Consider the following 18,978-nt stretch of genomic DNA (forward strand, 5'->3'; position numbering starts at 1 on the left):
GTAGTGAAGTTTGTGAGACGGCGTGTCGTCCACTTCTGCGCCACTCGCGGGACGGGTTGCGCCACTCGCGGGACGGGTGGCTAGCTGCGAGGGGTGAAGCGGACGAGGTCGTGGGTCGCGGCGATGAGGGCGCGCATGTCCTCGAGGGTGCCGCCGACGGCGCCGAGGGCGCGGGCCTGCACCAGCACGTTGCCGAGCGCGGTCGCCTCGACCGGGCCGGCCAGCACCGTACGACCGCTGCGGTCGGCCGTGGCCTGGCACAGCAGGTGGTTGAGCGAGCCGCCGCCGACCACGTGGACGGTCCGGATCGTACGACCTGAGAGCTTCGCGGCCTGGTCCAGCGCGTCGGCGAACGCCTGCGCGAGGCTCTCCACGATCGAGCGGACGAGGGCCGCCTTGCCGGCCGGCGCCCGTACGCCGCGCTCGGCGCACCACTCGGCGATCCGGGTCGGCATGTCACCGGGCGGCATGAACCGCGGGTCCTGGACGTCGAAGACCGGGACCTCGTCGGTGACGGCCGCCGCAGCGCGCAGGACGTCGGGCAGCTCGACGGCGTCGCCCTCTGACCGCCACTGGCGCAGGGTCTCGCTGAGCAGCCATGTGCCCATGACGTTGGTGAGGAAGCGGGTACGACCGTCGACGCCGCCCTCGTTCGTGAAGTTGGCGGCGCGCGCGTCCTCGGTCATGACCGGCGCGTCGAGCTCGACCCCGACCAGGCCCCAGGTGCCGCACGAGATGTACGCCGCGTCGTCGCCCTGCATCGGCACGCCGACCACGGCCGAGGCGGTGTCGTGCGAGCCGACGACGGTGACGTCCAGTCCGGGGGCCCCGATGCGGGCACCCACCTCGGGCGTCACCGGACCGAGGGTGTCCCCCGGCGCGACGAGCTCGGTGAGGATGGCCGGCGACAGGCCGGAGCGCTCGACGAGGTCGAGGTCCCAGGCGCCGGTACGCGGGTCGAGCAGGCCCGTCGTCGAGGCATTCGTCAGCTCGGTCACCGAGCGCCCCGTGAGCCAGTAGCCGACCAGGTCGGGGATGAGCAGCATCCTGTCGGCCTCGTCCACGAGGGGGTCGACCGCGAGCTGGTAGATCGTGTTGAACGGCAGGAACTGCAGCCCGTTGCGGGCGTAGAGCTCGGCCGGCGACACCCGGGCGTGGATGCGCTCCACACCCGCGGTCGTCCGCTCGTCCCGGTAGTGGAACGGCACGCCCAGCATGCGGTCGTCCCGCATGAGGGCGTAGTCGACCGCCCACGAGTCCACCGCCACGCTCCCGAGCCCGTCGGGTGACTGGCTCACGGCTGTCCACAGTCCGTCGAGAGCGTGGCGGTAGAGCTCGAGGGGGTCCCAATGGAGGCCGTCCTGGAGGGTGACGACCTCATTGGCGAAGCGCGCGACAGCGCGCAGCTCGAGGCGCCCCGGCCCCACGTCGCCGACCATCACGCGGCCGCTGGAGGCGCCGAGATCGATGGCGGCGACGGAGACGGGGTGCATACGGGTCCTCTAGCGAAGGAACGCGGCGGCGACGCCGGCGTCCACGGGGATGTGCAGACCGGTGGTCTGGGTCAGGTCGGGTCCGACCAGCGCGTACACCGCGTTCGCGACGTGGTCCGGCAGGACCTCGCGCTTGAGCAGCGTGCGCTGCGCGTAGAACGCACCCAGGTCCTTCTCGTCGACTCCGTAGACCGCGGCGCGGTTCGCGCCCCAGCCGCTGGAGAAGATGCCCGAGCCCTGCACGACGCCGTCGGGATTGATGCCGTTGACCCGCACGCCGTGGCCACCGAGCTCGGCGGCCAGCAGGCGCACCTGGTGGGCCTGGTCGGCCTTGGTCGCCGAGTACGCGATGTTGTTGGGTCCGGCGAACACCGAGTTCTTGCTGGAGATGTAGACGATGTCGCCACCCAGCCCCTGCTCGATCAGTGCCTTCGCGGCGGTCCGCGAGACCAGGAACGAGCCCTTGGCCATCACGTTGTGCTGCAGGTCCCAGTCCGCGACGGTCGTGTCCAGCAGCGACTTCGACAGCGACAGACCCGCGTTGTTGACCACGAGATCAAGACCGCCGAACGCCAGCAGCGTCGCGTCGACAGCGGCCTGGACGGCGTCCTCGTCGGACACGTCGGCCTGGACGCCGATCGCGACGTCGGTGCCGCCGATCTCGGCGGCCGCGGCCTGAGCCTTGGCCAGGTCGAGGTCGGCGATCGCGACGACCGCACCCTGCGAGGCGAGCTTCTTGGCGATGGCCTTGCCGATGCCGGACGCGGCACCGGTCACGAGCGCGATGCGGGTCGCGAGGGGCTTCGGCGCGGGCATGCGCTGCAGCTTGGCCTCCTCGAGCGCCCAGTACTCGATGCGGAACTTCTCCGCCTCGTCGATCGGGGCGTACGTCGACAGGCCCTCGGCGCCGCGCATCACGTTGATCGCGTTGACGTAGAACTCACCGGCGACGCGAGCGGTCTGCTTGTCCTTGCCGAAGCTGAACATGCCGACGCCCGGCACCAGGACGATGAGCGGATCGGCGCCGCGGATCGCCGGGCTGTCCGCAACCGCGTTGCGGTCGTAGTACGCCTGGTAGTCCTCGCGGTACGCGACGTGCAGCTCGCGCAGACGGGAGATCGAGTCCTCGACCGAGGCGTCCGACGGCAGGTCCAGCACGAGCGGCTTGACCTTGGTGCGCAGGAAGTGGTCAGGGCAGCTCGTGCCGAGCGCGGCAAGACGCGGGTGCTCGGACGAGGCGAGGAAGTCCAGGACGACGTCGCTGTCGGTGAAGTGACCGACCATCGGCTTGTCCTGCGAGGCGATCGAGCGGATCGTCGGCACGAGGGCGGCAGCCTTGGCGCGACGCTCGGTCTCGGGCAGCGGCGCGTAGCCGTCCAGCGCGGGCCCGAAGGGCTCAGGACGCGAGTGCTCGTCGATGTACGCCGCAGCGGTCTCGATGATCCACAGCGAGTTCTTCTCGGCCTCGTCGGACGTGTCGCCCCACGCGGTGATGCCGTGACCGCCCAGGATGCAGCCGATCGCGTCGGGGTTCTTCGCCTTGATCTCCGCGATGTCCAGGCCCAGCTGGAAGCCGGGACGGCGCCACGGCACCCACACGACCTTCCCGCCGAAGATCGTCTGCGTCAGCTGCTCGCCGTCCGCAGCGGTCGCGATCGCGATGCCGGAGTCCGGGTGCAGGTGGTCCACGTGCGCCGCGTCGACGAGACCGTGCATCGCGGTGTCGATCGACGGCGCGGCGCCGCCCTTGCCGTGCAGGCAGTAGTCGAACGCGGCGACCATCTCGTCCTCGCGCTCGAGGCCCGGGTAGACGTCGACGAGCGCCCGCATGCGGTCGAGCCGGAGCACGGCCAGGCCCTGCTCCTTCAACGTGCCGAGGTCTCCTCCGGAGCCCTTCACCCAGAGCAGCTCGACGTCCTCGCCCGTGACGGGGTCGGTCTCGATGCCCTTGGCGGAGGTGTTGCCGCCCGCGTAGTTGGTGTTCTTGGGGTCGCTGCCGAGGCGGTTGGACCGCGCGATCAGCTCGGCTGCGGTGCCCGATGTCGTGGAGTTCAGTGTCATGTGAGGTGTCCTGTGTCCTAGTTCCAGCTGGCCTGGGTGCCGCCGACTCGCTCGGCCTCGATCTGCTCCTGGTAACCGCTCTCGGCGTACGCCCGCATGGGGTTGGCCGGCAGTCCCTGCTCCTCGCGCCACGCGGCGAGATCGGCGCGGACGTCGGTGTAGAACGCGTCCATGAAGATCTCGTTGGCGCCCAGCACGTCGCCCTCGTCCTGAGCCTGCTGGAGCGCTGCGGTGTCGAGCATCAGCGCTCGCGCCGTCATCTCCTGCACGTTGAGGACCGAGCGGATCTGCCCCGGGATCTTCTTCTCGATGTTGTGGCACTGGTCGAGCATGAACGCGACGTCACTGTCGGGGCCGTAGCCGCCGCCACGGACGACCTCGACCATGATGCGGAACAGCTGGAACGGGTCCGCCGAGCCCACGATCAGGTCGTCGTCGGCGTAGAACCGGCTGTTGAAGTCGAAGGAGCCGAGCTTCCCGAGGCGCAGGAGCTGCGCGACGATGAACTCGATGTTGGTGCCCGGCGCGTGGTGGCCGGTGTCGAGGCACACGAACGCCTTCTCGCCCAGCGCGGCGACCTGCACGTACGACGTGCCCCAGTCCGGGACGTCCGTGTGGTAGAACGCCGGCTCGAAGAACTTGTACTCCAGCACGAGGCGCTGGTCGTCGCCGATGCGGTCGTAGATCGTCGACAGCGACTCGGCGAGCCGGTCCTGCCGGCCACGCATGTCGCCCTGGCCGGGGTAGTTCGTGCCCTCGGCGAGCCAGATCTTCAGGTCGCGCGAGCCCGTCTGGTCCATGACGTCGACACATGCCAGGTGGTGGTCGATGGCCTTCTGCCGGATGCGCTTGTCGGTGTGCGTCAGCGCGCCGAGCTTGTAGTCGTCGTCCTGGAAGGTGTTGGAGTTGATCGTGCCGAGCCCGATGCCGAGATCCTCGGCGTAGCGCCGCAGGGCGGCGAAGTCGTCGACCAGGTCCCACGGGATGTGCAGGGAGACGAGCGGCGCGAGGCCCGTGAAGCGGTTGACGGTCGCGGCATCGGCGATCTTCTCCTCGACCGTACGTGGGGTGCCGGCCGAGCCGAACACCTTGAACCGGGTACCGGAGTTGCCGTAGGCCCAGGACGGGACCTCGATGGCCTGTCCTGCGAGCTGCGCGCTGATCGCGCTGAAAGTCGTCATCGTCTGCTTCTCTCGTTCCGCGGCGCCCGCTCGGCGCCTGCGCGTTAAATCGATTCAATCACACGGTCATGCGTCCCGCCACCGACGTACGTCAGGCGGTGGGACGGTCCAGCTGGTCCTCCAGGTGGAAGACCTCCTCGAGCTCCAGGAAGCCCGTGTCGGGAGCGGCGTCGCCGAGGTCGACGAAGAACTCGGCCATCTCGGCCTGCCAGCGTCCGTTCACCTCGGTGCGCGCCATGCCCTCCTGCGCGTCCCGCAGGGACGGGGTCTCGAAGTAGCCGATCAACAGGCCGTCGGGACGCAGGAAGAGCGAGTAGTTGTGCCAGCCGGTGTCGGCCAGCGCTCGGAGCATGTCCGGCCAGACCGCTGCGTGGCGCCGCTTGTACTCCTCGATGCGCTCGGGCTTGACCTGGAGCTGGAAGCAGACGCGACGCATCGCACGGGGCCTTTCTCGCCGGGGAAGTGTGAGGGGGTGCCCGGCCGGCGGCACGAGGCCGCCGGCCGGGCGCGGTTCATCGACTCAGAAGTCGAAGTCGCCGATGTTGTCCTTGTTGAACTCGAACGGGTCGCCCAGCACGACGACGCCGTCCTTGCCGACGGTGTAGTCACCGAGCTTGCCGGCGGTGAACTTGTCACCCTCCTTGCCCGAGATGTCGCCGTCGACGAGCGCCTTGGCCGCGAATGCCGCCAGGTAGCCGAGGTCCTCGGGGTTCCACAGCGCGAACGCATCGACGGTGCCGTTCTCGACGTACTCACGCATCTGGTTCGGCGTGCCGAGGCCCGTGACCTTGACCTTGCCCTTGTAGTCCGAGTCGGACACGTAGCGCGCGGCCGCGGCGATGCCGACGGTCGTGGGCGAGACGATGCCCTTGAGCTTCGGGTACTTCTGCAGCAGCGCCGACGTCTTGTCGAACGACGTCTGGTCGTCATCGTTGCCGTAGACCGTGTCGACGAGCTCGATGTCGGGGTGGTTGGCCTCGAGGTCCTTCTTCATGAGGTCGATCCACGTGTTCTGGTTGGTGGCGTTGGCCGCGGCCGACAGGATCGCGATCTGGCCCTTGCCACCGATCTGCTCGGCGATCATCTTGACCTGCACCTTGGCGATGCCCTCGGCGCTGGCCTGGTTGATGAACAGGTCGCGGTACTCCGGCTCGACGTCGGAGTCGAACGTGACGACCTTGGTGCCCGCGTCGCGAGCCTCCTCCAGTGCGTCACCGATGGCCTTGGGGTCGTTGGCCGAGACGACGAGCGCGTTGACGCCCTGCTGCGCCGCGGTGTTGATGAACGGGACCTGCGCGTCGGGGCTGGCCTCCTGCGGGCCGACCTCGGAGAACTTGCCGCCGAACTCCTTGACGGCGGTCTTGCCGCCCTTGTCGCTCGTGTCGAAGTACGGGTTGCCCAGGTTCTTGGGCAAGAAGGTGACCGAGACGGACTTGCCGTCCGTGCCGCTTCCACTGCCCTCGCTGCTGTCGCTGCCGCCGCACGCGGAGAGCGTGAGCGCAGCGCTGGCAACCAGTGCCGTCAGGGCGCTGGCCCGCTTCTTGTTGAACTTCATTCGTTCTTCCCTTCGGTGTGAGCTGACGCCAGCTGCTGGCGCTCATCGGGGCGAGAGCCGCCCCGCTTCTTGATCCCTGTCGTCGCCCGAGAGACCGCGGACAGGAAGCTGGTGGACATCACGGAGATCACGAGGAGCAAGCCGATGATGATGTTGATGATGTTGTCGGTGACGTCCTCCAGGCGCAGTGCGCTGGAGATGACACCGATCAGCAGGACGCCGGGGATGACGCCGTGCAGCGCCCCCCGTCCGCCGAAGATGGACACGCCGCCGAGCAGGACCGCCGCGATGACGCGCATCTCCATGCCGGTCGCGTTGTCGCCACGCGCACTGCCGAACCGCAACGTGAAGTAGACACCTGCGAACGCGGCGACCGCTCCGGCCATCACGAACAGCAAGAACTTGGTGCGGGCCACGTTGACGCCGGTGAAGTGGGCGGCCTCGTCGTTCAGGCCGATGTCGAAGATCCCCCGGCCGAACGAGGTGAAGTGCAGGAGCACGATGAAGAAGATCGCCAGCACCAGGAACGGGATCATGATGACCGGATAGCTGCTGTCGCCGATCCGGTCCTTGGCCAGATCGGTCCACTTCTCGGGGAAGTCGGTCACAGCCGTGGTGCCGAGCAGACCGACCGCGAGACCGCGGTAGAGCGCGAGCGTGCCGATCGTCACGGCCAGGGAGGGCAGCCCGACGTACGCGATGAGGAAGCCGTTGAACGCCCCGCACACGATGCCGACCGCGATCGCCACGAGCGCAGCCGACGGGATCGACCAGCCGCTCTGGTGCAGGTCGCCGACCAGGACGCTGCTGAGCCCGACCACGCTGGCGACCGACAGGTCGATCTCCCCCGTGATGATGATGAGCGTCATGGGCAGGGCGATCAGCAGGATCGGTGCGAGGTCGAGCAGCAGGTAGTAGACCGTCAGCGGGCCGTCGAAGGCCGGGACCTCGCTGCGCGAGTAGAAGAACACGACGAGCAGCAGCGCGATGACGGCGAACTCGCGGGTCAGGATGACGCGCTGCCACAACGGCTTGGCATAGGACGCGTACGTGCGCCTGGTCGTGGTCGCGGGGTCTGTGGTGGTGGTCATGATGCGTCCCTCGCCTCGATGAGCTTGCGCGATCTACGGACGGCGAGGAGCCGGTCCAGGACGATCGCGCCGATGATGAGCACGCCGACGACGGCCTGCTGCCAGAAGTCCTGCACGCCGATGATGGGCAGAGCACGGTTGATCGTGATGAGCAGCCAGGCTCCGATCGCGGCGCCCCAGACCGATCCGCTGCCGCCGAAGATCGCGACGCCGCCGATCACGGCCGCGCCGATCGCCTGCAGCTCGATGCCGCTGCCGGCGTTGGAGGCGACCGTGCCGTAGCGGGCCGCGAACAGCACGCCGGCGAGACCGGCCAGGGCGCCGCACAGGACGAACGCACCGGCGACGCGACGGCGCACCTTCAGGCCGTAGAGGTGGGCGGCATCAGGATCGGACCCGATCGCGTAGAGCTCACGCCCGCCGCGAGTGGTCCGCAGGTAGTAGCCCACCGCGACCAGCACCACGACGGCGATGATCGTGAGCACCGGGATGGACAGGATCGACTTGGTGCCGAGGGACAGGAATCCCGACGGCATGTCGGAGGCGTTGATGCGGTTGCTGCCGGCCCACTCGAGGACCACGCCGCGGTAGATGTAGAGCGTCCCGAGGGTGATGACCAGCGCGGGGACCCTGCCGAACGCCACGAGCAGACCGTTGATCAGTCCGAGCCCGGCGCCGACGGCGATGCCGATGACGAACACCAGCACGATCGGGATGCCCGGGTTGTCGACGAAGAGCCGGCCCGTCAGGTACGCGGTGAGTGCCAGCGTCGAGCCGACCGAGAGGTCGATGTTGCGGGTGATGATGACCACCGACTGGCCGACCGCCAGCAGGAGCAGGATCGCCGGGGCCAGCAGCAGGTCACGCCAGCTGTCGCTGCTGAACAGGAACGACTGGCGCTGCGACGTCGCGGCGAGCACGACCAGCACGAGCACCAGCGCGATGGCTGACTCACGAGAGGTGAGGAGCGTCGAGACGAACCGCTGGGCGGACGACTTCCTGCTCGGGGCGACGAGGGTGTCGGTCATGCGGGGACTCCAGCGTTCGTGGCGGCGGTCATGACGCTCTCGGGCGTCGCGTCCGCGCGGTCGATGTCTGCGGTGATGCGTCCCTCGTTGACGACGAGGACGCGGTCGGCCATGCCCAGCACCTCGGGCAGCTCGGAGGAGATCATGAGGATCGCCATGCCCTGGCCGGCCAGCTCGGAGAGGAGACGGTGGACCTCGGACTTGGTGCCCACGTCGATGCCGCGGGTCGGCTCGTCGATGATCAGCAGCTGGGGATCCGTCGCGAGCCACTTGGCGATGACGACCTTCTGCTGGTTGCCGCCGCTCATCGTCGCGGCGTTCATGCTGAGCGCGTTGGTCTTGACCTCGAGCCGTCCGGCCCAGGGCGCGGCAGCCTTGTTCTCCGCGGCACGCGTGAGGATCCCGAGCTTCGCGAGCTTGCCCCGGATCACGGCCGCGACGTTGTGCGCGACGGACGCGTCGACGACGAGTCCCTGCTGGCGGCGGTCCTCGGGGACGAAGGCCATGCCGAGGCGGATCGCGGCCCGCGGGTTGCGCGCCGGGACGGGCGTGCCGCCGAGGACGACGGTGCCGGAGTCGTACGCGTCGACGCCGAAGACCGCGCGGGCGATCTCACTGCGCCCAGCCCCGACCAGGCCGGCCAGTGCGACGATCTCACCCGAGCGGACCTCGAAGCTGACGTCGTGGAACACGCCGGCGCGCTCGAGGTTGCTGACCTGCAGCACCGGGTCGCCGATCACGGCGGGCGTCTTGGGGAACAGGTCGCCGACCTCGCGGCCGACCATCTTGGCGACGATCTCCCCGCTGGTGGTCTCGGCGATCGGGTCGGTCGAGATGTACTCGCCGTCACGCATGACCGTGACCATGTCGCACAGCGCGAAGACCTCCTCGAAGCGGTGCGAGATGAACACGAGGGCACGTCCCTCGTCGCGCAGGCTGCGCGCGACCGCGAACAGCCGGTCGACCTCGACACCGCTCAGGGCGGCCGTCGGCTCGTCCATGATCAGGACGCTGGCGTCCAGGGAGATGGCCTTGGCGATCTCGATGATCTGCTGGTCCGCGATCGACAGGCCCTCGGCCAGGCGCCGCGGGTCCAGGTTGACGCCGAGTCGCTGGAACAGCCGCTGCGCCTCGGCGTGCATCGCCTTGCGGTCGATGCGACGACCCGCGCCGAGCGGCTGACGGCCCATGAACAGGTTCTCGGTGACCGACAGGTCGGGGAAGAGCGTGGGCTCCTGGTAGATGACGGCGATGCCGGCGTCCTTCGACGCGGCGGTCGAGGAGAAGTCGACGCTCTTGCCGTGCAGCAGGAACTCGCCACCGTCGCGCTGGTAGAGCCCTGCGATGATCTTGACCAGGGTCGACTTGCCGGCGCCGTTCTCGCCCACCAGGGCGTGGATCGACCCCGAGTGCACCGTCAGACTGCCCGATCGCAGCGCGGCGACGGGCCCGAAGGACTTGCGCACCTGCTGGAGCTGCAGAGCGACAGGACCGCTCGTGTTCATGTGATCTCCGTGATCTGTACGGCGTCTTTGAATCGTTTTAATGTACAACTCCGAGACTGTAGGTCGGCAATCGCGGGTTCGTCAACCCGTTTGGTTAAATCGTGTTAACCTCCTCGACATGCCCGTGGCCCAGGTGCGTGACGTCGCCGCTCTGGCCGGCGTGTCCCCCGCGACGGTGTCCAATGCGCTGAACCACCCGTCGAAGGTCTCCCCCGACACGTTCGCGCGCATCCAGGCGGCCATCGACGAGCTGGGCTACATCCGCAACGATGCAGCGCGGCAGCTCCGGGCCGGCACCAACCGCGCGATCGGCATGATCGTGCTCGACATCGGCAACCCGTTCTTCACCGACGTCGCGCGTGGCGTGGAGGACGTCCTGCTCGACCAGCAGCGCCCGCTCATCCTCGGCAACAGCGCCCAGCAGCCCGCGCGCGAGACCAACTACCTCGACCTGTTCGAGCAGCAGCGCATGGACGGCGTGCTCATCACGCCGGTCGGTGACGTCCTGGACCGGCTGCGGCGACTGCGCGACCGTGGGACGAGCGTCGTGCTGGTCGACCGCATGACCCGCGCGAAGGAGTTCTCCTCGGTCGCCCTCGACGACAAGATGGGCGGTCGCATCGCGACCGAGCACCTGCTGGCGACGGGCCGCGAGCGCATCGTGTTCATCGGCGGGCCGGCCAAGATCACCCAGGTCAAGACCCGTCTCGCTGCCGCCCGGCTCGCCGTCGAGCAGCACGGTGGTGCCGCCGAGCTCACGTTCGTGGAGACCGATGCCATGAACGCCGAGGCGGGTCGCGCCGGCGTCGAGCAGCTCCTCGCGCTGCCCGCCAAGCAGCGTCCCGATGCGGTCTTCGCAGCCAACGACCTCATCGCCCTCGGCGTGCTGCAGGCGCTGACGCTCGCCGGGCTACGCGTGCCGGACGACATCGCGATCATCGGCTACGACGACATCGACTTCGCCGCGTCGGCGGCCATCCCGCTGTCGTCGGTGCGTCAGCCGGCACACGACATGGGCTCGGTCGCCGCGAGGACGCTGATCGGCGTCATCGCCGACCCCGCGGGCTCGAAGGTCCAGCACGTCACGCTCAAGCCGCAGCTCGTCGTCCGCCGCTCGACCGGGGGCTAGTCCAGCGCCGCGCCCGACGCCGGACCATCAGCGTCCGTGCGACAGCAGGGGGTCCCCGAGCTCCCTGACCGAGGCCCGGGCTCCGTGGTCGCGCAGCCCTTGCATCGCCGTCACGTACGCGGTCACGAACCGCTCGTCGTCCCGGACACCTTCGAACATCGAGAGCGACAGCATCGCGGCGGGATCGCCGTCCTGTCTCGTGGCCGCCGTGGTGATCTCGTCGTGCCGGACGTCGACGAGCTCGAGCGGCCGACCTTCGTCGTCGACGCCCTCGGCGTAGCGCGCCCACCCCGCGAGGGCCAGCACCGCGCGGTCGATCTCGCCGCCCGCCGCGAGCTGGGCACGCAGGACGGGAAGCAGGAACTTTGGCAGCCGCTCCGATCCGTCGACGCACTGACGGGCCAGCGTGTCGGCGATGTGGGCGTTGCCGAACCGCTGCATGAGCGTGGCCCGGTAGGCGGCGAAGTCGACGTCGGGCACGGGCTCGAGGGTCGGCTGTCCCTCGTGCTCCATGTAGCCCTCGACCAGCGCCGCGAAGTCCTCGTCGTGGGCGGCGTCGTGGACGTGGGTCAGCCCGGCGAGCGATCCGAGGTAGCCCATGACCTGGTGGCTCGCGTTCAGCAGACGCAGCTTCATGAGCTCGTGGGGGCGGACGTCGTCGACCACGGTCACCCCGACGCCCTCGAGGTCGGGCCGGCCAGCGCTGAACTCGTCACTGATGACCCACTGGAGGTAGGGCTCGCAGGTCACCGGACGCGCGTCGTCGATGCCGAACCGCTCCGCCAGGAACTCGCGGTCCGCATCGGTCGTCACCGGGGTGATGCGGTCGACCATGCTGTGGGGAAAGGCGACGCGCTGCTCGATCCACGCGGCCAGCTCGTCATCGCGCAGAGCCGCGAAACCCTGGATCGCCCGACGGGCCACGGCGCCGTTGGCCTCGATGTTGTCGCACGAGACGACCGTGAACGGCTCCAGACCGCGCCGGCGACGGCGGTCGAGCGCCTCGGCGACGATGCCGAACACCGTCGCGGGCGTCGCACCCGGCTCGAGATCCGCCGTGACCGCCGGGGCGTCGGCGTCGAACTCCCCGTCCCCGCCGATCAGGTTGTAGCCGCCCTCGGTGATCGTCAGCGACACGATGCGGGTCGCCTCTGCCGCCATCTTCTCGATGGCGGCCTCGGTGTCGTCGGGCGCGTACAGGAAGTCCACGATCGAGCCGATGACGCGCGCCTGCACGTCGCCGTCAGGGTGTCGCTCCACCACGGTGTAGAGGTGGTCCTGCGCCGCGAGCGCCGCCTGCATCTCCCGGTCCGGCGGGAGCAGACCCACGCCACAGATGCCCCATTCCGTCGCGCCGGCCTCGAGGAGCCGGTCGACGAAGACCGCCTGGTGCGAGCGGTGGAACCCGCCGACCCCCACGTGCACGATGCCCGGCGACACCGCCGAACGCTCGTAGGTCGGCCTCGCGACCTCAGGTGGCAGGTCTGCCAACGACGCGTCGCTCAGCCTCATGGAGTCATCATGGCTCAGCGCCGCCGCATCCGCAGCCGAGCGCCCGTCAGGAGACCATGTCCCACGCGATGCCGTCGAGGATGTCGTGCTCGCTGACCACCAGCGTGTCGGTCTCCAGGGGCAGCAGCTCGATCAGCCGGTCCAGGATCAGTGCGCCGCCGCCGATGACGTCGGCTCGGCCCGGGTGCATGAACGGCAGGGCGCGCCGGTCCGCGACGGACATGCCGACGAGCGACAGGCACGCGGCCTGCACGTCCTCCAGGGCCAGCTTCGCGCCGTGAATGATCGCCGAGTCGTACGACGGCAGGCCGAGCGAGTGCGCGGCGACGGTCGTGATCGTGCCGGCCACCCCCACGAACGAGCTGATCGGGGCGAGGCCCGCGAGCACGGGACGGAAGACGTCGTCGAGGTGGGTCATGCAGTCGGCGACCTCGTTGACGCGTGCGGGGTCACCTGCGAGGAACCGCTCGGTCAGCCGCACGGATCCCACGTCGAGCGACACCGACCACTCGATCTCGTCGGCCGTGCCGACCACGAGCTCGGTCGATCCACCGCCGATGTCCACCACGAGGGTCCGCACCTGCTCCAGGTCGCGGGTCGCCCCGAGGAAGGACGCGCGGGCCTCGTCGACACCCGCGAGCACCACCGGTCGTACGCCGAGGATGCCCTCGACCGCGTCCTCGAGCTCGGCACCGTTGTCGGCGTCGCGCATCGCGGACGTCGCACAGAACCTGATGTCCGAGACGCCGAACATCGCGATGAGCTCGGCGTACTCGCGCGTGGCCTGCAGCGTACGCGCGACGGCCTCGTCCGCGAGGTGCCCCGTGCGGTCCACTCCCTCCCCCAGCCTGACGACGCGCATCTCGCGCAGCAGGTCCGTCTTGGTCTCCCCGTCGATGTCGCTGACCAGGAGGCGGATGGAGTTGGTGCCACAGTCGATCGCCGCAACGCGGCGACGGGGGTCGGCAGGCATGGCGATGATCGTATCGGCTGCCGCGGGAGGCGTCAGGCGGGCGTCACCTGGCGCTGCTCCTCCTCGTCCGGTGAGTCCAGCATCGTCGCCTCGTCGAAGGGCCGCTCCCCCGCCAGCACGGCATCGAGCTGGGCCCGGTCGAGCGAGCCGGTCCAGTGACCCACGAGCACGGTCGCGATGCTGTTGCCCGCGAAGTTCGTCAGAGCCCGCGCCTCGGACATGAACCGGTCGATCCCGACGATCAGGCCGACGCCCTCGACCAGGTCGGGTCGGTGGGAGTTGAGGCCGCCGGCCAGGGTGGCCAGGCCCGCGCCCGAGACGCCGGCGGCTCCCTTCGAGGCGATGATCATGAAGACCAGCAGCGAGATCTGCTCGCCGATCGACAGCGGGTCACCCATCGCCTCCGCCACGAACAGCGAGGCCATCGTGAGGTAGATCGCGGTGCCGTCGAGGTTGAACGAGTAGCCGGTCGGCACCACGACCCCGACCGTCGTGCGGTCGACGCCGGCATGCTCCATCTTGGCGATCAGCCGCGGGAGCGCAGACTCCGAGGACGACGTCGAGACGATCAGCAGGAACTCGCGGCCGAGATACCTCAGCAGGGAGAACACGCTGACGCCGGAGGCGACCCGCAGCAGCGTCCCGAGGATGCCGAAGACGAACAGGACGCAGGTGATGTAGAACGCGATCATCACCATGGCGAGGCTCTTGAGCGCGTCCACGCCCGTGGCCCCGACGACCGCCGCCATCGCACCGAAGGCGCCGATCGGCGCGAGCCACATGATCATCGCGAGGATCCGGAACACGACCCTCTGGATGTGCTCGATGCCCGTGAGGACGGGTTGGCCGGCCGAGCCCATGGCCTGCAGCGCGAAGCCGAACAGCAGCGCGACGAAGAGGGTCTGCAGGACCTCGCCGGACGTCAGGGCCGAGACCAGGGTGTCGGGGACGATGCCGAGGACGAAGTCCCAGCCGCTCTCCTTCTCCCCCACCTGCTCGGCGCCTGCGGACCGCAGCTCGTCAGTGAGGTTCAGGCCCTCGCCGGGCTTGATCAGGTTGCCGACGACCAGGCCGATCGCCAGGGCGAACGTGGACATCGTGATGAAGTAGCCGAGCGCGAGACCGCCGACCTTGCCGACCTGCGCCGCGCTCGCGACCGAACCGACCCCGAGGACGATCGTGCAGAAGATGACCGGCGAGATCATCATCTTGACCAGGTTGACGAACAGGTCACCCAGGGGCTGCAGCTTGACTGCGAAGTCCGGGACGACGATGCCGAGGGTGATGCCGGCGACGACCGCCACGATCACGCCGATGTAGAGGTAGTGGCTGCGATCCTTGCGGACCTTGGGCGTGCTGCTGCTCATGGACGCTCCCGGGGACGTGACGGGGGTCACAGCCCCCCGACTGCCCCCATCCTCACCCGGATGGGGCAGGGGCGCACGTGCAGATCAGTCGGCGGCGGGATCGGGGTCGGGCTCGACCCAGTCCGCGGCACACGGGGTGCCTTCCCACCACGCGCCGAGCAGCTCGATCGTCTCGTCGCCCAGCGGGTTGACCCCGGGACCCTTCGCGAGCGAGTGGGCCACCAGGACGTGCAGGCACTTGACGCGGGTCGGCATGCCGCCGGCCGAGATGCCCGCGATCTCCGGGACGTGGCCGAGGGCCTCGCGCTCGGCGAGGTACGACTCGTGGGCGCGCGCGTAGTGGGCCGCGAGCTCTGGGTCGTCGGCGATGCGCTGGGTCATCTCGCGCATGAGACCCGACGCCTCGAGCGTGCCGATCTCGCCCGCGAGGCGCGGGCACGTGAGGTAGAACATCGTCGGGAACGGGGTGCCGTCGTCGAGGCGCGGCTCGGTCTTGACGACGTTGGGGTGCCCCGAGGGGCAGCGCGACATGATCTCGAGAATGCCCCGCGGGGGGCGGCCGAGCTGCTCGGCGACGGCATCGAGGTCGGTCTGGGCGACGTTCACTGGTCCTTCAGCACCTTGTCCGGGTCGGGGGTCGTGGTGGGGCGCGGCTTCGGGTCCTTGCCGGACTCCTTGACGCTTCCCCAGAGCTTGTCGTACCACTGCGGCTGCTCGGCCTCCGGCGGGGCGTCGAGGGTCGGGACGTCCGCACCCTGCACCTTGCCGTCGCTGCCGATCACGCGGTAGCCCACCTCACCGGGCGAGACCCAGCCGAAGCGTTCCTTGGCCTGCTGCTTGACGTACGCGGGATCGTTCCAGCGTTGCTTCTGGTCCTCGAGCTCGGCGATGTCGTCGCGGGTCGAGGCGATCTGCGCGCGCGTCTGCTGGATCTCGCCTCGCTGCTGCCACCACGCGTGCAGCGTCGAGGTGTAGGACGCGAGCAGCAGCAGCACGACTGCGAGCAGCACGATCGCGCGCGTGGTCAGCCGCGGCACGGACGCCGCAGAGATGCCCGGCCGCGACGGCGAGTCGGGCCGGTCGGCCGGACGCGCACCCCGCTGCCCGGTCGGCTTCCCCGTGGGTGCTCCCCCACGAGGCGGCCGACCGGGACCGCGAGGTGAACGTGCGGCCATGGGTCAGAGCGCCAGCCGCGGGAACGCGGACGCGCCGGCGTACGTCGCCGACGAGCCGAGGAGCTCCTCGATGCGGAGCAGCTGGTTGTACTTCGCGACCCGGTCGGACCGGGCCGGGGCGCCGGTCTTGATCTGGCCACAGTTGGTCGCGACGGCGAGGTCGGCGATCGTGGTGTCCTCGGTCTCGCCCGAGCGGTGGCTCATCATGCACGCGAAGCCGTGGCGGTGGGCGAGGTCGACCGAGTCCAGCGTCTCGGTGAGCGAGCCGATCTGGTTGACCTTGACGAGCAGCGCATTGGCCGCGCCCTCCTCGATGCCGCGGGTCAGGCGCTCGACGTTCGTGACGAACAGGTCGTCACCGACGATCTGGACGTCGTCGCCGATCGTCTCGGTCAGCGTCGCCCACCCGGACCAGTCGTCCTCGTCCAGCGGGTCCTCGATCGAGACGATCGGGAAGTCCGCGGCCAGCTGCGCGTAGTAGGCCGACATCTCCTCGGCCGACTTCTGCGCACCCTCGAACGCGTAGGCGCCGTCGGTGAAGAACTCCGACGCGGCGACGTCGAGCGCCATCGCGATGTCGGTGCCGACCCGCAGGCCGGCCTTCTCGATCGCGACCGAGATGAGCTCGAGCGCGGCCCGGTTGGAGTCGAGGTTGGGGGCGAAGCCGCCCTCGTCGCCGAGGCCCGTCGAGAGCCCGCGCTCGTTGAGCACCGACTTCAGCGCGTGGTAGACCTCGGCGCCGTGACGCAACGCCTCGGAGAACGACTCGGCACCGATCGGGGCGATCATGAACTCTTGGACGTCCACGTTGGAGTCCGCGTGCGAGCCGCCGTTGAGGATGTTCATCATCGGCACCGGCAGCACGTGGGCGTTGGGCCCGCCGACGTAGCGGAACAGCGGCAGCTTGGCCGACTCGGCGGCGGCGCGGGCCGTGGCCAGCGAGACGCCGAGGATCGCGTTGGCGCCGAGCGTGGCCTTGTTGGCCGTGCCGTCGAGGTCCAGCATCGCCTGGTCGAGCGCGCGCTGGTCGTCGGCGTCGAAGCCCACCAGGGCCGGGCCGATGCGGTCGTTGACGCCCGCGACGGCCTTGAGCACGCCCTTGCCGAGGTAGCGCGATCCGCCGTCCCTAAGCTCGACGGCCTCGAAGGCCCCGGTCGACGCGCCGGAGGGCACCGCCGCGCGGCCGATCGTGCCGTCGTCGAGGGCGACCTCGACCTCGACGGTCGGGTTGCCCCGTGAATCCAGAATTTCCCGTGCGCCGACGGCGTCGATGCGTGCCAAGAGACCGCTCCTCTGAGTGAAAGAACCTGCGTGGACAGCCTAGTCCCGCGGCGCCTGCACTCCGACCCGCCTCGCCCGGGGGTCCTGGACGAGCCGGCGCACGGCCTGGCGCAGCGTCTCCTCGGCGTCCAGGCCCTGCGCTCGCGCCTCGGCCACGAGCGCGAGCAGGCGCGACCCGAGATCGTCGCCCGACACGTCGACGTCACCCAGGCGACCGATGATCTTGTCGGCGTACGCCAGGGCGGGCAGCGTGGCGGGGACGCCCTCGAGGGGCGAGGACCGCTGCTTCTCGCTGGCCTTGAGCCGCTGCCAGGCGGCATCGACCTCCTCCGGCGTGCTCGCCGCTCCGTCCGCGAAGACGTGGGGGCTGCGACGGATCAGCTTGGCCGTGATGCCCGCCGCGACGTCGTCGATGTCCCAGCCGCCGCCCTCCTCGGCCGATTCCTCGGCCGCGATCCGCGCGTGGAACACGATCTGCATCAGGAGATCGCCGAGCTCCTCGCGCAGGTGCTCGCCGTCGCCGCTGTCGAGGGCCTCGAGCGTCTCGTGCGCCTCCTCCAGCAGGTAGCGGCTGAGGCTCGCGTGCGTCTGCCGGCTCGTCCACGGGCACTCCCGCCGCAGCCGGTCCATGACCTCGACGACGTCCAGCAGGGCCGAGCCCGGCAGGTCGTACGAGCCGAACACCACCTCGACCGACTCCTCGTCCGATGCGGAGCCGCCCATCAGGTCGTCCGCAACCGCGCGGGCCCAGGCGGCATCACCCACGGGGGCGATCCACACCGTGCCCGGGTCGAGCGACGGCGTCCCCGGCGTGACCTCGACGGCCACCCCGGAGGCGATGACGGCCCGCACGTGCGGTCCGTCCTCGGCTGCGCGCACGACGGTCGCCGCTCGCAGCGCGTCCCACGCCGCGAGCGTGAGGATGCCCGGCGCGACGCGCGGGCTGAGGACCAGGATCTGCATCAGGAGCAGCGCTGCGTGTCCGGGAGCTCCTCGGCCGGCGTGGCCTCGAGATCCACCGGCGCCACCGAGATCGAGCCGGTGTCCGCACGGACCTGTCCGGACGAACTCAGGCCGAAGCGCGGTGCGAACTTCACGTCCTCGTCCGCGAACGCCTTGGTGATCTCGTCGCGGCCGATCTGGAGCAGCTGCTGCTGATTGGCCTCCGACGGGGCCTGACCGGTCCGCTTGGCAGCCAGGGCGATCGCGATCACCGAGACCTTGTTGTCCTCCTCGATGGCCCTCGCGAGCTCGTCGACGTTCGCGTTCGGGAACGCCTTGGCGAGCTGGTCGCGCATGCTGGGCGTGACCTCCCAGGCACTGGGCCTGACGTCGAGGTCCTCCCGCTTGGCAAGGTCCTCCGCCACGACCGAGGTCGCGAGAGCCACGACCGCCTGGCGACGGATGTCGGCGTTGCTGATCGCCTGGACCGCACCTCCCTGCTGCTGCGCCGCATTGAGGGTGAGCGTGCAGTACGCCTGCGCGGTCTCGTCGAGCGTCTTCATCGAGATCGTCTTCCCGTCCACGACCGCGGCCGAACCGGGGTGGACGTTGCCGCACGCGGCGAGCGACAGGCCGGCCACGGCGAGGACGACAGCACGTACGCGAGTGAGCATGGTCACAGACT

At 69.7% G+C, this 18,978-nt stretch carries 17 protein-coding genes; 1 reads left to right on the forward strand and 16 read right to left on the reverse strand.

Annotation, left to right across the window (positions count from 1 at the left end):
- Window positions 1-80 precede the first annotated feature (80 nt).
- From GEV26_RS13580 to GEV26_RS13615, 8 genes are all read right to left on the reverse strand, one after another.
- A complete protein-coding gene (locus tag GEV26_RS13580) occupies window positions 81-1,493 on the reverse strand; it encodes a rhamnulokinase (RefSeq protein WP_153653875.1) in 1,413 nt (470 codons plus the stop codon).
- Between the two features lie 9 nt (window positions 1,494-1,502).
- Complete coding sequence (locus GEV26_RS13585; protein WP_153653876.1) at window positions 1,503-3,554, reverse strand: bifunctional aldolase/short-chain dehydrogenase; 2,052 nt, start codon at window positions 3,552-3,554, stop codon at window positions 1,503-1,505.
- 17 nt (window positions 3,555-3,571) lie between these two features.
- Window positions 3,572-4,735: an L-rhamnose isomerase gene (gene rhaI / locus GEV26_RS13590; protein WP_153653878.1), complete on the reverse strand. Its 1,164-nt coding sequence runs from the start codon at window positions 4,733-4,735 to the stop codon at window positions 3,572-3,574.
- Window positions 4,736-4,826: 91 nt separating this feature from the next.
- Window positions 4,827-5,171 (reverse strand): L-rhamnose mutarotase, encoded by a 345-nt coding sequence (locus GEV26_RS13595; protein ID WP_153653879.1) that lies wholly within the window; start codon window positions 5,169-5,171, stop codon window positions 4,827-4,829.
- Between the two features lie 84 nt (window positions 5,172-5,255).
- Window positions 5,256-6,290, reverse strand: coding sequence for a rhamnose ABC transporter substrate-binding protein (gene rhaS / locus GEV26_RS13600; RefSeq protein WP_153653881.1), 1,035 nt, complete (start codon window positions 6,288-6,290; stop codon window positions 5,256-5,258).
- Window positions 6,287-7,381: an ABC transporter permease gene (locus GEV26_RS13605; protein WP_153653883.1), complete on the reverse strand. Its 1,095-nt coding sequence runs from the start codon at window positions 7,379-7,381 to the stop codon at window positions 6,287-6,289. Before GEV26_RS13605 ends, rhaS begins: the two co-directional genes overlap by 4 nt.
- The gene (locus GEV26_RS13610; protein ID WP_153653884.1) at window positions 7,378-8,409 is read right to left on the reverse strand and encodes an ABC transporter permease; all 1,032 of its coding nucleotides are present in this window, start codon (window positions 8,407-8,409) and stop codon (window positions 7,378-7,380) included. Before GEV26_RS13610 ends, GEV26_RS13605 begins: the two co-directional genes overlap by 4 nt.
- Window positions 8,406-9,914 carry a sugar ABC transporter ATP-binding protein gene (locus GEV26_RS13615; RefSeq protein ID WP_153653886.1) on the reverse strand — a complete coding sequence of 503 codons (1,509 nt, stop codon included), beginning with the start codon at window positions 9,912-9,914 and terminating at the stop codon, window positions 8,406-8,408. The genes GEV26_RS13610 and GEV26_RS13615 overlap by 4 nt, the downstream gene beginning before the upstream one ends.
- 118 nt (window positions 9,915-10,032) lie before the next feature.
- Here GEV26_RS13615 and GEV26_RS13620 point away from each other — a divergent pair, with 118 nt between their 5' ends.
- The gene (locus GEV26_RS13620) at window positions 10,033-11,043 is read left to right on the forward strand and encodes a LacI family DNA-binding transcriptional regulator (protein ID WP_153910198.1); all 1,011 of its coding nucleotides are present in this window, start codon (window positions 10,033-10,035) and stop codon (window positions 11,041-11,043) included.
- A 27-nt stretch (window positions 11,044-11,070) separates the two neighbouring features.
- On the opposite strand, the gene GEV26_RS13625 is transcribed toward GEV26_RS13620, so the two are convergent.
- The 8 genes from GEV26_RS13625 to GEV26_RS13660 all read right to left on the reverse strand — a co-directional run bounded on the left by GEV26_RS13625 (window position 11,071) and on the right by GEV26_RS13660 (window position 18,967).
- Window positions 11,071-12,555 carry a mannitol dehydrogenase family protein gene (locus tag GEV26_RS13625; RefSeq protein WP_153653888.1) on the reverse strand — a complete coding sequence of 495 codons (1,485 nt, stop codon included), beginning with the start codon at window positions 12,553-12,555 and terminating at the stop codon, window positions 11,071-11,073.
- A 46-nt stretch (window positions 12,556-12,601) separates the two neighbouring features.
- Window positions 12,602-13,528 carry a Ppx/GppA phosphatase family protein gene (locus tag GEV26_RS13630; RefSeq protein WP_153653890.1) on the reverse strand — a complete coding sequence of 309 codons (927 nt, stop codon included), beginning with the start codon at window positions 13,526-13,528 and terminating at the stop codon, window positions 12,602-12,604.
- Window positions 13,529-13,560: 32 nt separating this feature from the next.
- Window positions 13,561-14,895, reverse strand: a complete 1,335-nt coding sequence (locus GEV26_RS13635) for a cation:dicarboxylate symporter family transporter (RefSeq protein WP_153653892.1) — start codon at window positions 14,893-14,895, stop codon at window positions 13,561-13,563.
- Window positions 14,896-14,979: 84 nt separating this feature from the next.
- A complete protein-coding gene (locus tag GEV26_RS13640; protein ID WP_243838759.1) occupies window positions 14,980-15,501 on the reverse strand; it encodes a DUF501 domain-containing protein in 522 nt (173 codons plus the stop codon).
- Window positions 15,498-15,932, reverse strand: a complete 435-nt coding sequence (locus GEV26_RS13645) for an FtsB family cell division protein (RefSeq protein WP_194839862.1) — start codon at window positions 15,930-15,932, stop codon at window positions 15,498-15,500. Before GEV26_RS13645 ends, GEV26_RS13640 begins: the two co-directional genes overlap by 4 nt.
- Before the next feature lie 141 nt (window positions 15,933-16,073).
- Complete coding sequence (eno, locus tag GEV26_RS13650) at window positions 16,074-17,351, reverse strand: phosphopyruvate hydratase (RefSeq protein ID WP_153653895.1); 1,278 nt, start codon at window positions 17,349-17,351, stop codon at window positions 16,074-16,076.
- Between the two features lie 39 nt (window positions 17,352-17,390).
- Window positions 17,391-18,314, reverse strand: a complete 924-nt coding sequence (locus GEV26_RS13655) for a nucleoside triphosphate pyrophosphohydrolase (RefSeq protein WP_153653897.1) — start codon at window positions 18,312-18,314, stop codon at window positions 17,391-17,393.
- Entirely contained in the window at window positions 18,314-18,967 is a 654-nt protein-coding gene (locus tag GEV26_RS13660; RefSeq protein ID WP_153653899.1) for a hypothetical protein, read from the reverse strand. Before GEV26_RS13660 ends, GEV26_RS13655 begins: the two co-directional genes overlap by 1 nt.
- Window positions 18,968-18,978: the final 11 nt, after the last annotated feature.

Source organism: Aeromicrobium yanjiei, assembly GCF_009649075.1.
Lineage (GTDB): Bacteria > Actinomycetota > Actinomycetes > Propionibacteriales > Nocardioidaceae > Aeromicrobium > Aeromicrobium yanjiei.

Coding starts and splice junctions, on each gene's coding strand:
- GEV26_RS13580 (WP_153653875.1), bottom strand. CDS start 1,493: ATGCACCCCGTCTCCGTCGCCGCCATCGATCTCGGCGCCTCCAGCGGC.
- GEV26_RS13585 (WP_153653876.1), bottom strand. CDS start 3,554: ATGACACTGAACTCCACGACATCGGGCACCGCAGCCGAGCTGATCGCG.
- rhaI (WP_153653878.1), bottom strand. CDS start 4,735: ATGACGACTTTCAGCGCGATCAGCGCGCAGCTCGCAGGACAGGCCATC.
- GEV26_RS13595 (WP_153653879.1), bottom strand. CDS start 5,171: ATGCGTCGCGTCTGCTTCCAGCTCCAGGTCAAGCCCGAGCGCATCGAG.
- rhaS (WP_153653881.1), bottom strand. CDS start 6,290: ATGAAGTTCAACAAGAAGCGGGCCAGCGCCCTGACGGCACTGGTTGCC.
- GEV26_RS13605 (WP_153653883.1), bottom strand. CDS start 7,381: ATGACCACCACCACAGACCCCGCGACCACGACCAGGCGCACGTACGCG.
- GEV26_RS13610 (WP_153653884.1), bottom strand. CDS start 8,409: ATGACCGACACCCTCGTCGCCCCGAGCAGGAAGTCGTCCGCCCAGCGG.
- GEV26_RS13615 (WP_153653886.1), bottom strand. CDS start 9,914: ATGAACACGAGCGGTCCTGTCGCTCTGCAGCTCCAGCAGGTGCGCAAG.
- GEV26_RS13620 (WP_153910198.1), top strand. CDS start 10,033: ATGCCCGTGGCCCAGGTGCGTGACGTCGCCGCTCTGGCCGGCGTGTCC.
- GEV26_RS13625 (WP_153653888.1), bottom strand. CDS start 12,555: ATGAGGCTGAGCGACGCGTCGTTGGCAGACCTGCCACCTGAGGTCGCG.
- GEV26_RS13630 (WP_153653890.1), bottom strand. CDS start 13,528: ATGCCTGCCGACCCCCGTCGCCGCGTTGCGGCGATCGACTGTGGCACC.
- GEV26_RS13635 (WP_153653892.1), bottom strand. CDS start 14,895: ATGAGCAGCAGCACGCCCAAGGTCCGCAAGGATCGCAGCCACTACCTC.
- GEV26_RS13655 (WP_153653897.1), bottom strand. CDS start 18,314: ATGCAGATCCTGGTCCTCAGCCCGCGCGTCGCGCCGGGCATCCTCACG.
- GEV26_RS13660 (WP_153653899.1), bottom strand. CDS start 18,967: ATGCTCACTCGCGTACGTGCTGTCGTCCTCGCCGTGGCCGGCCTGTCG.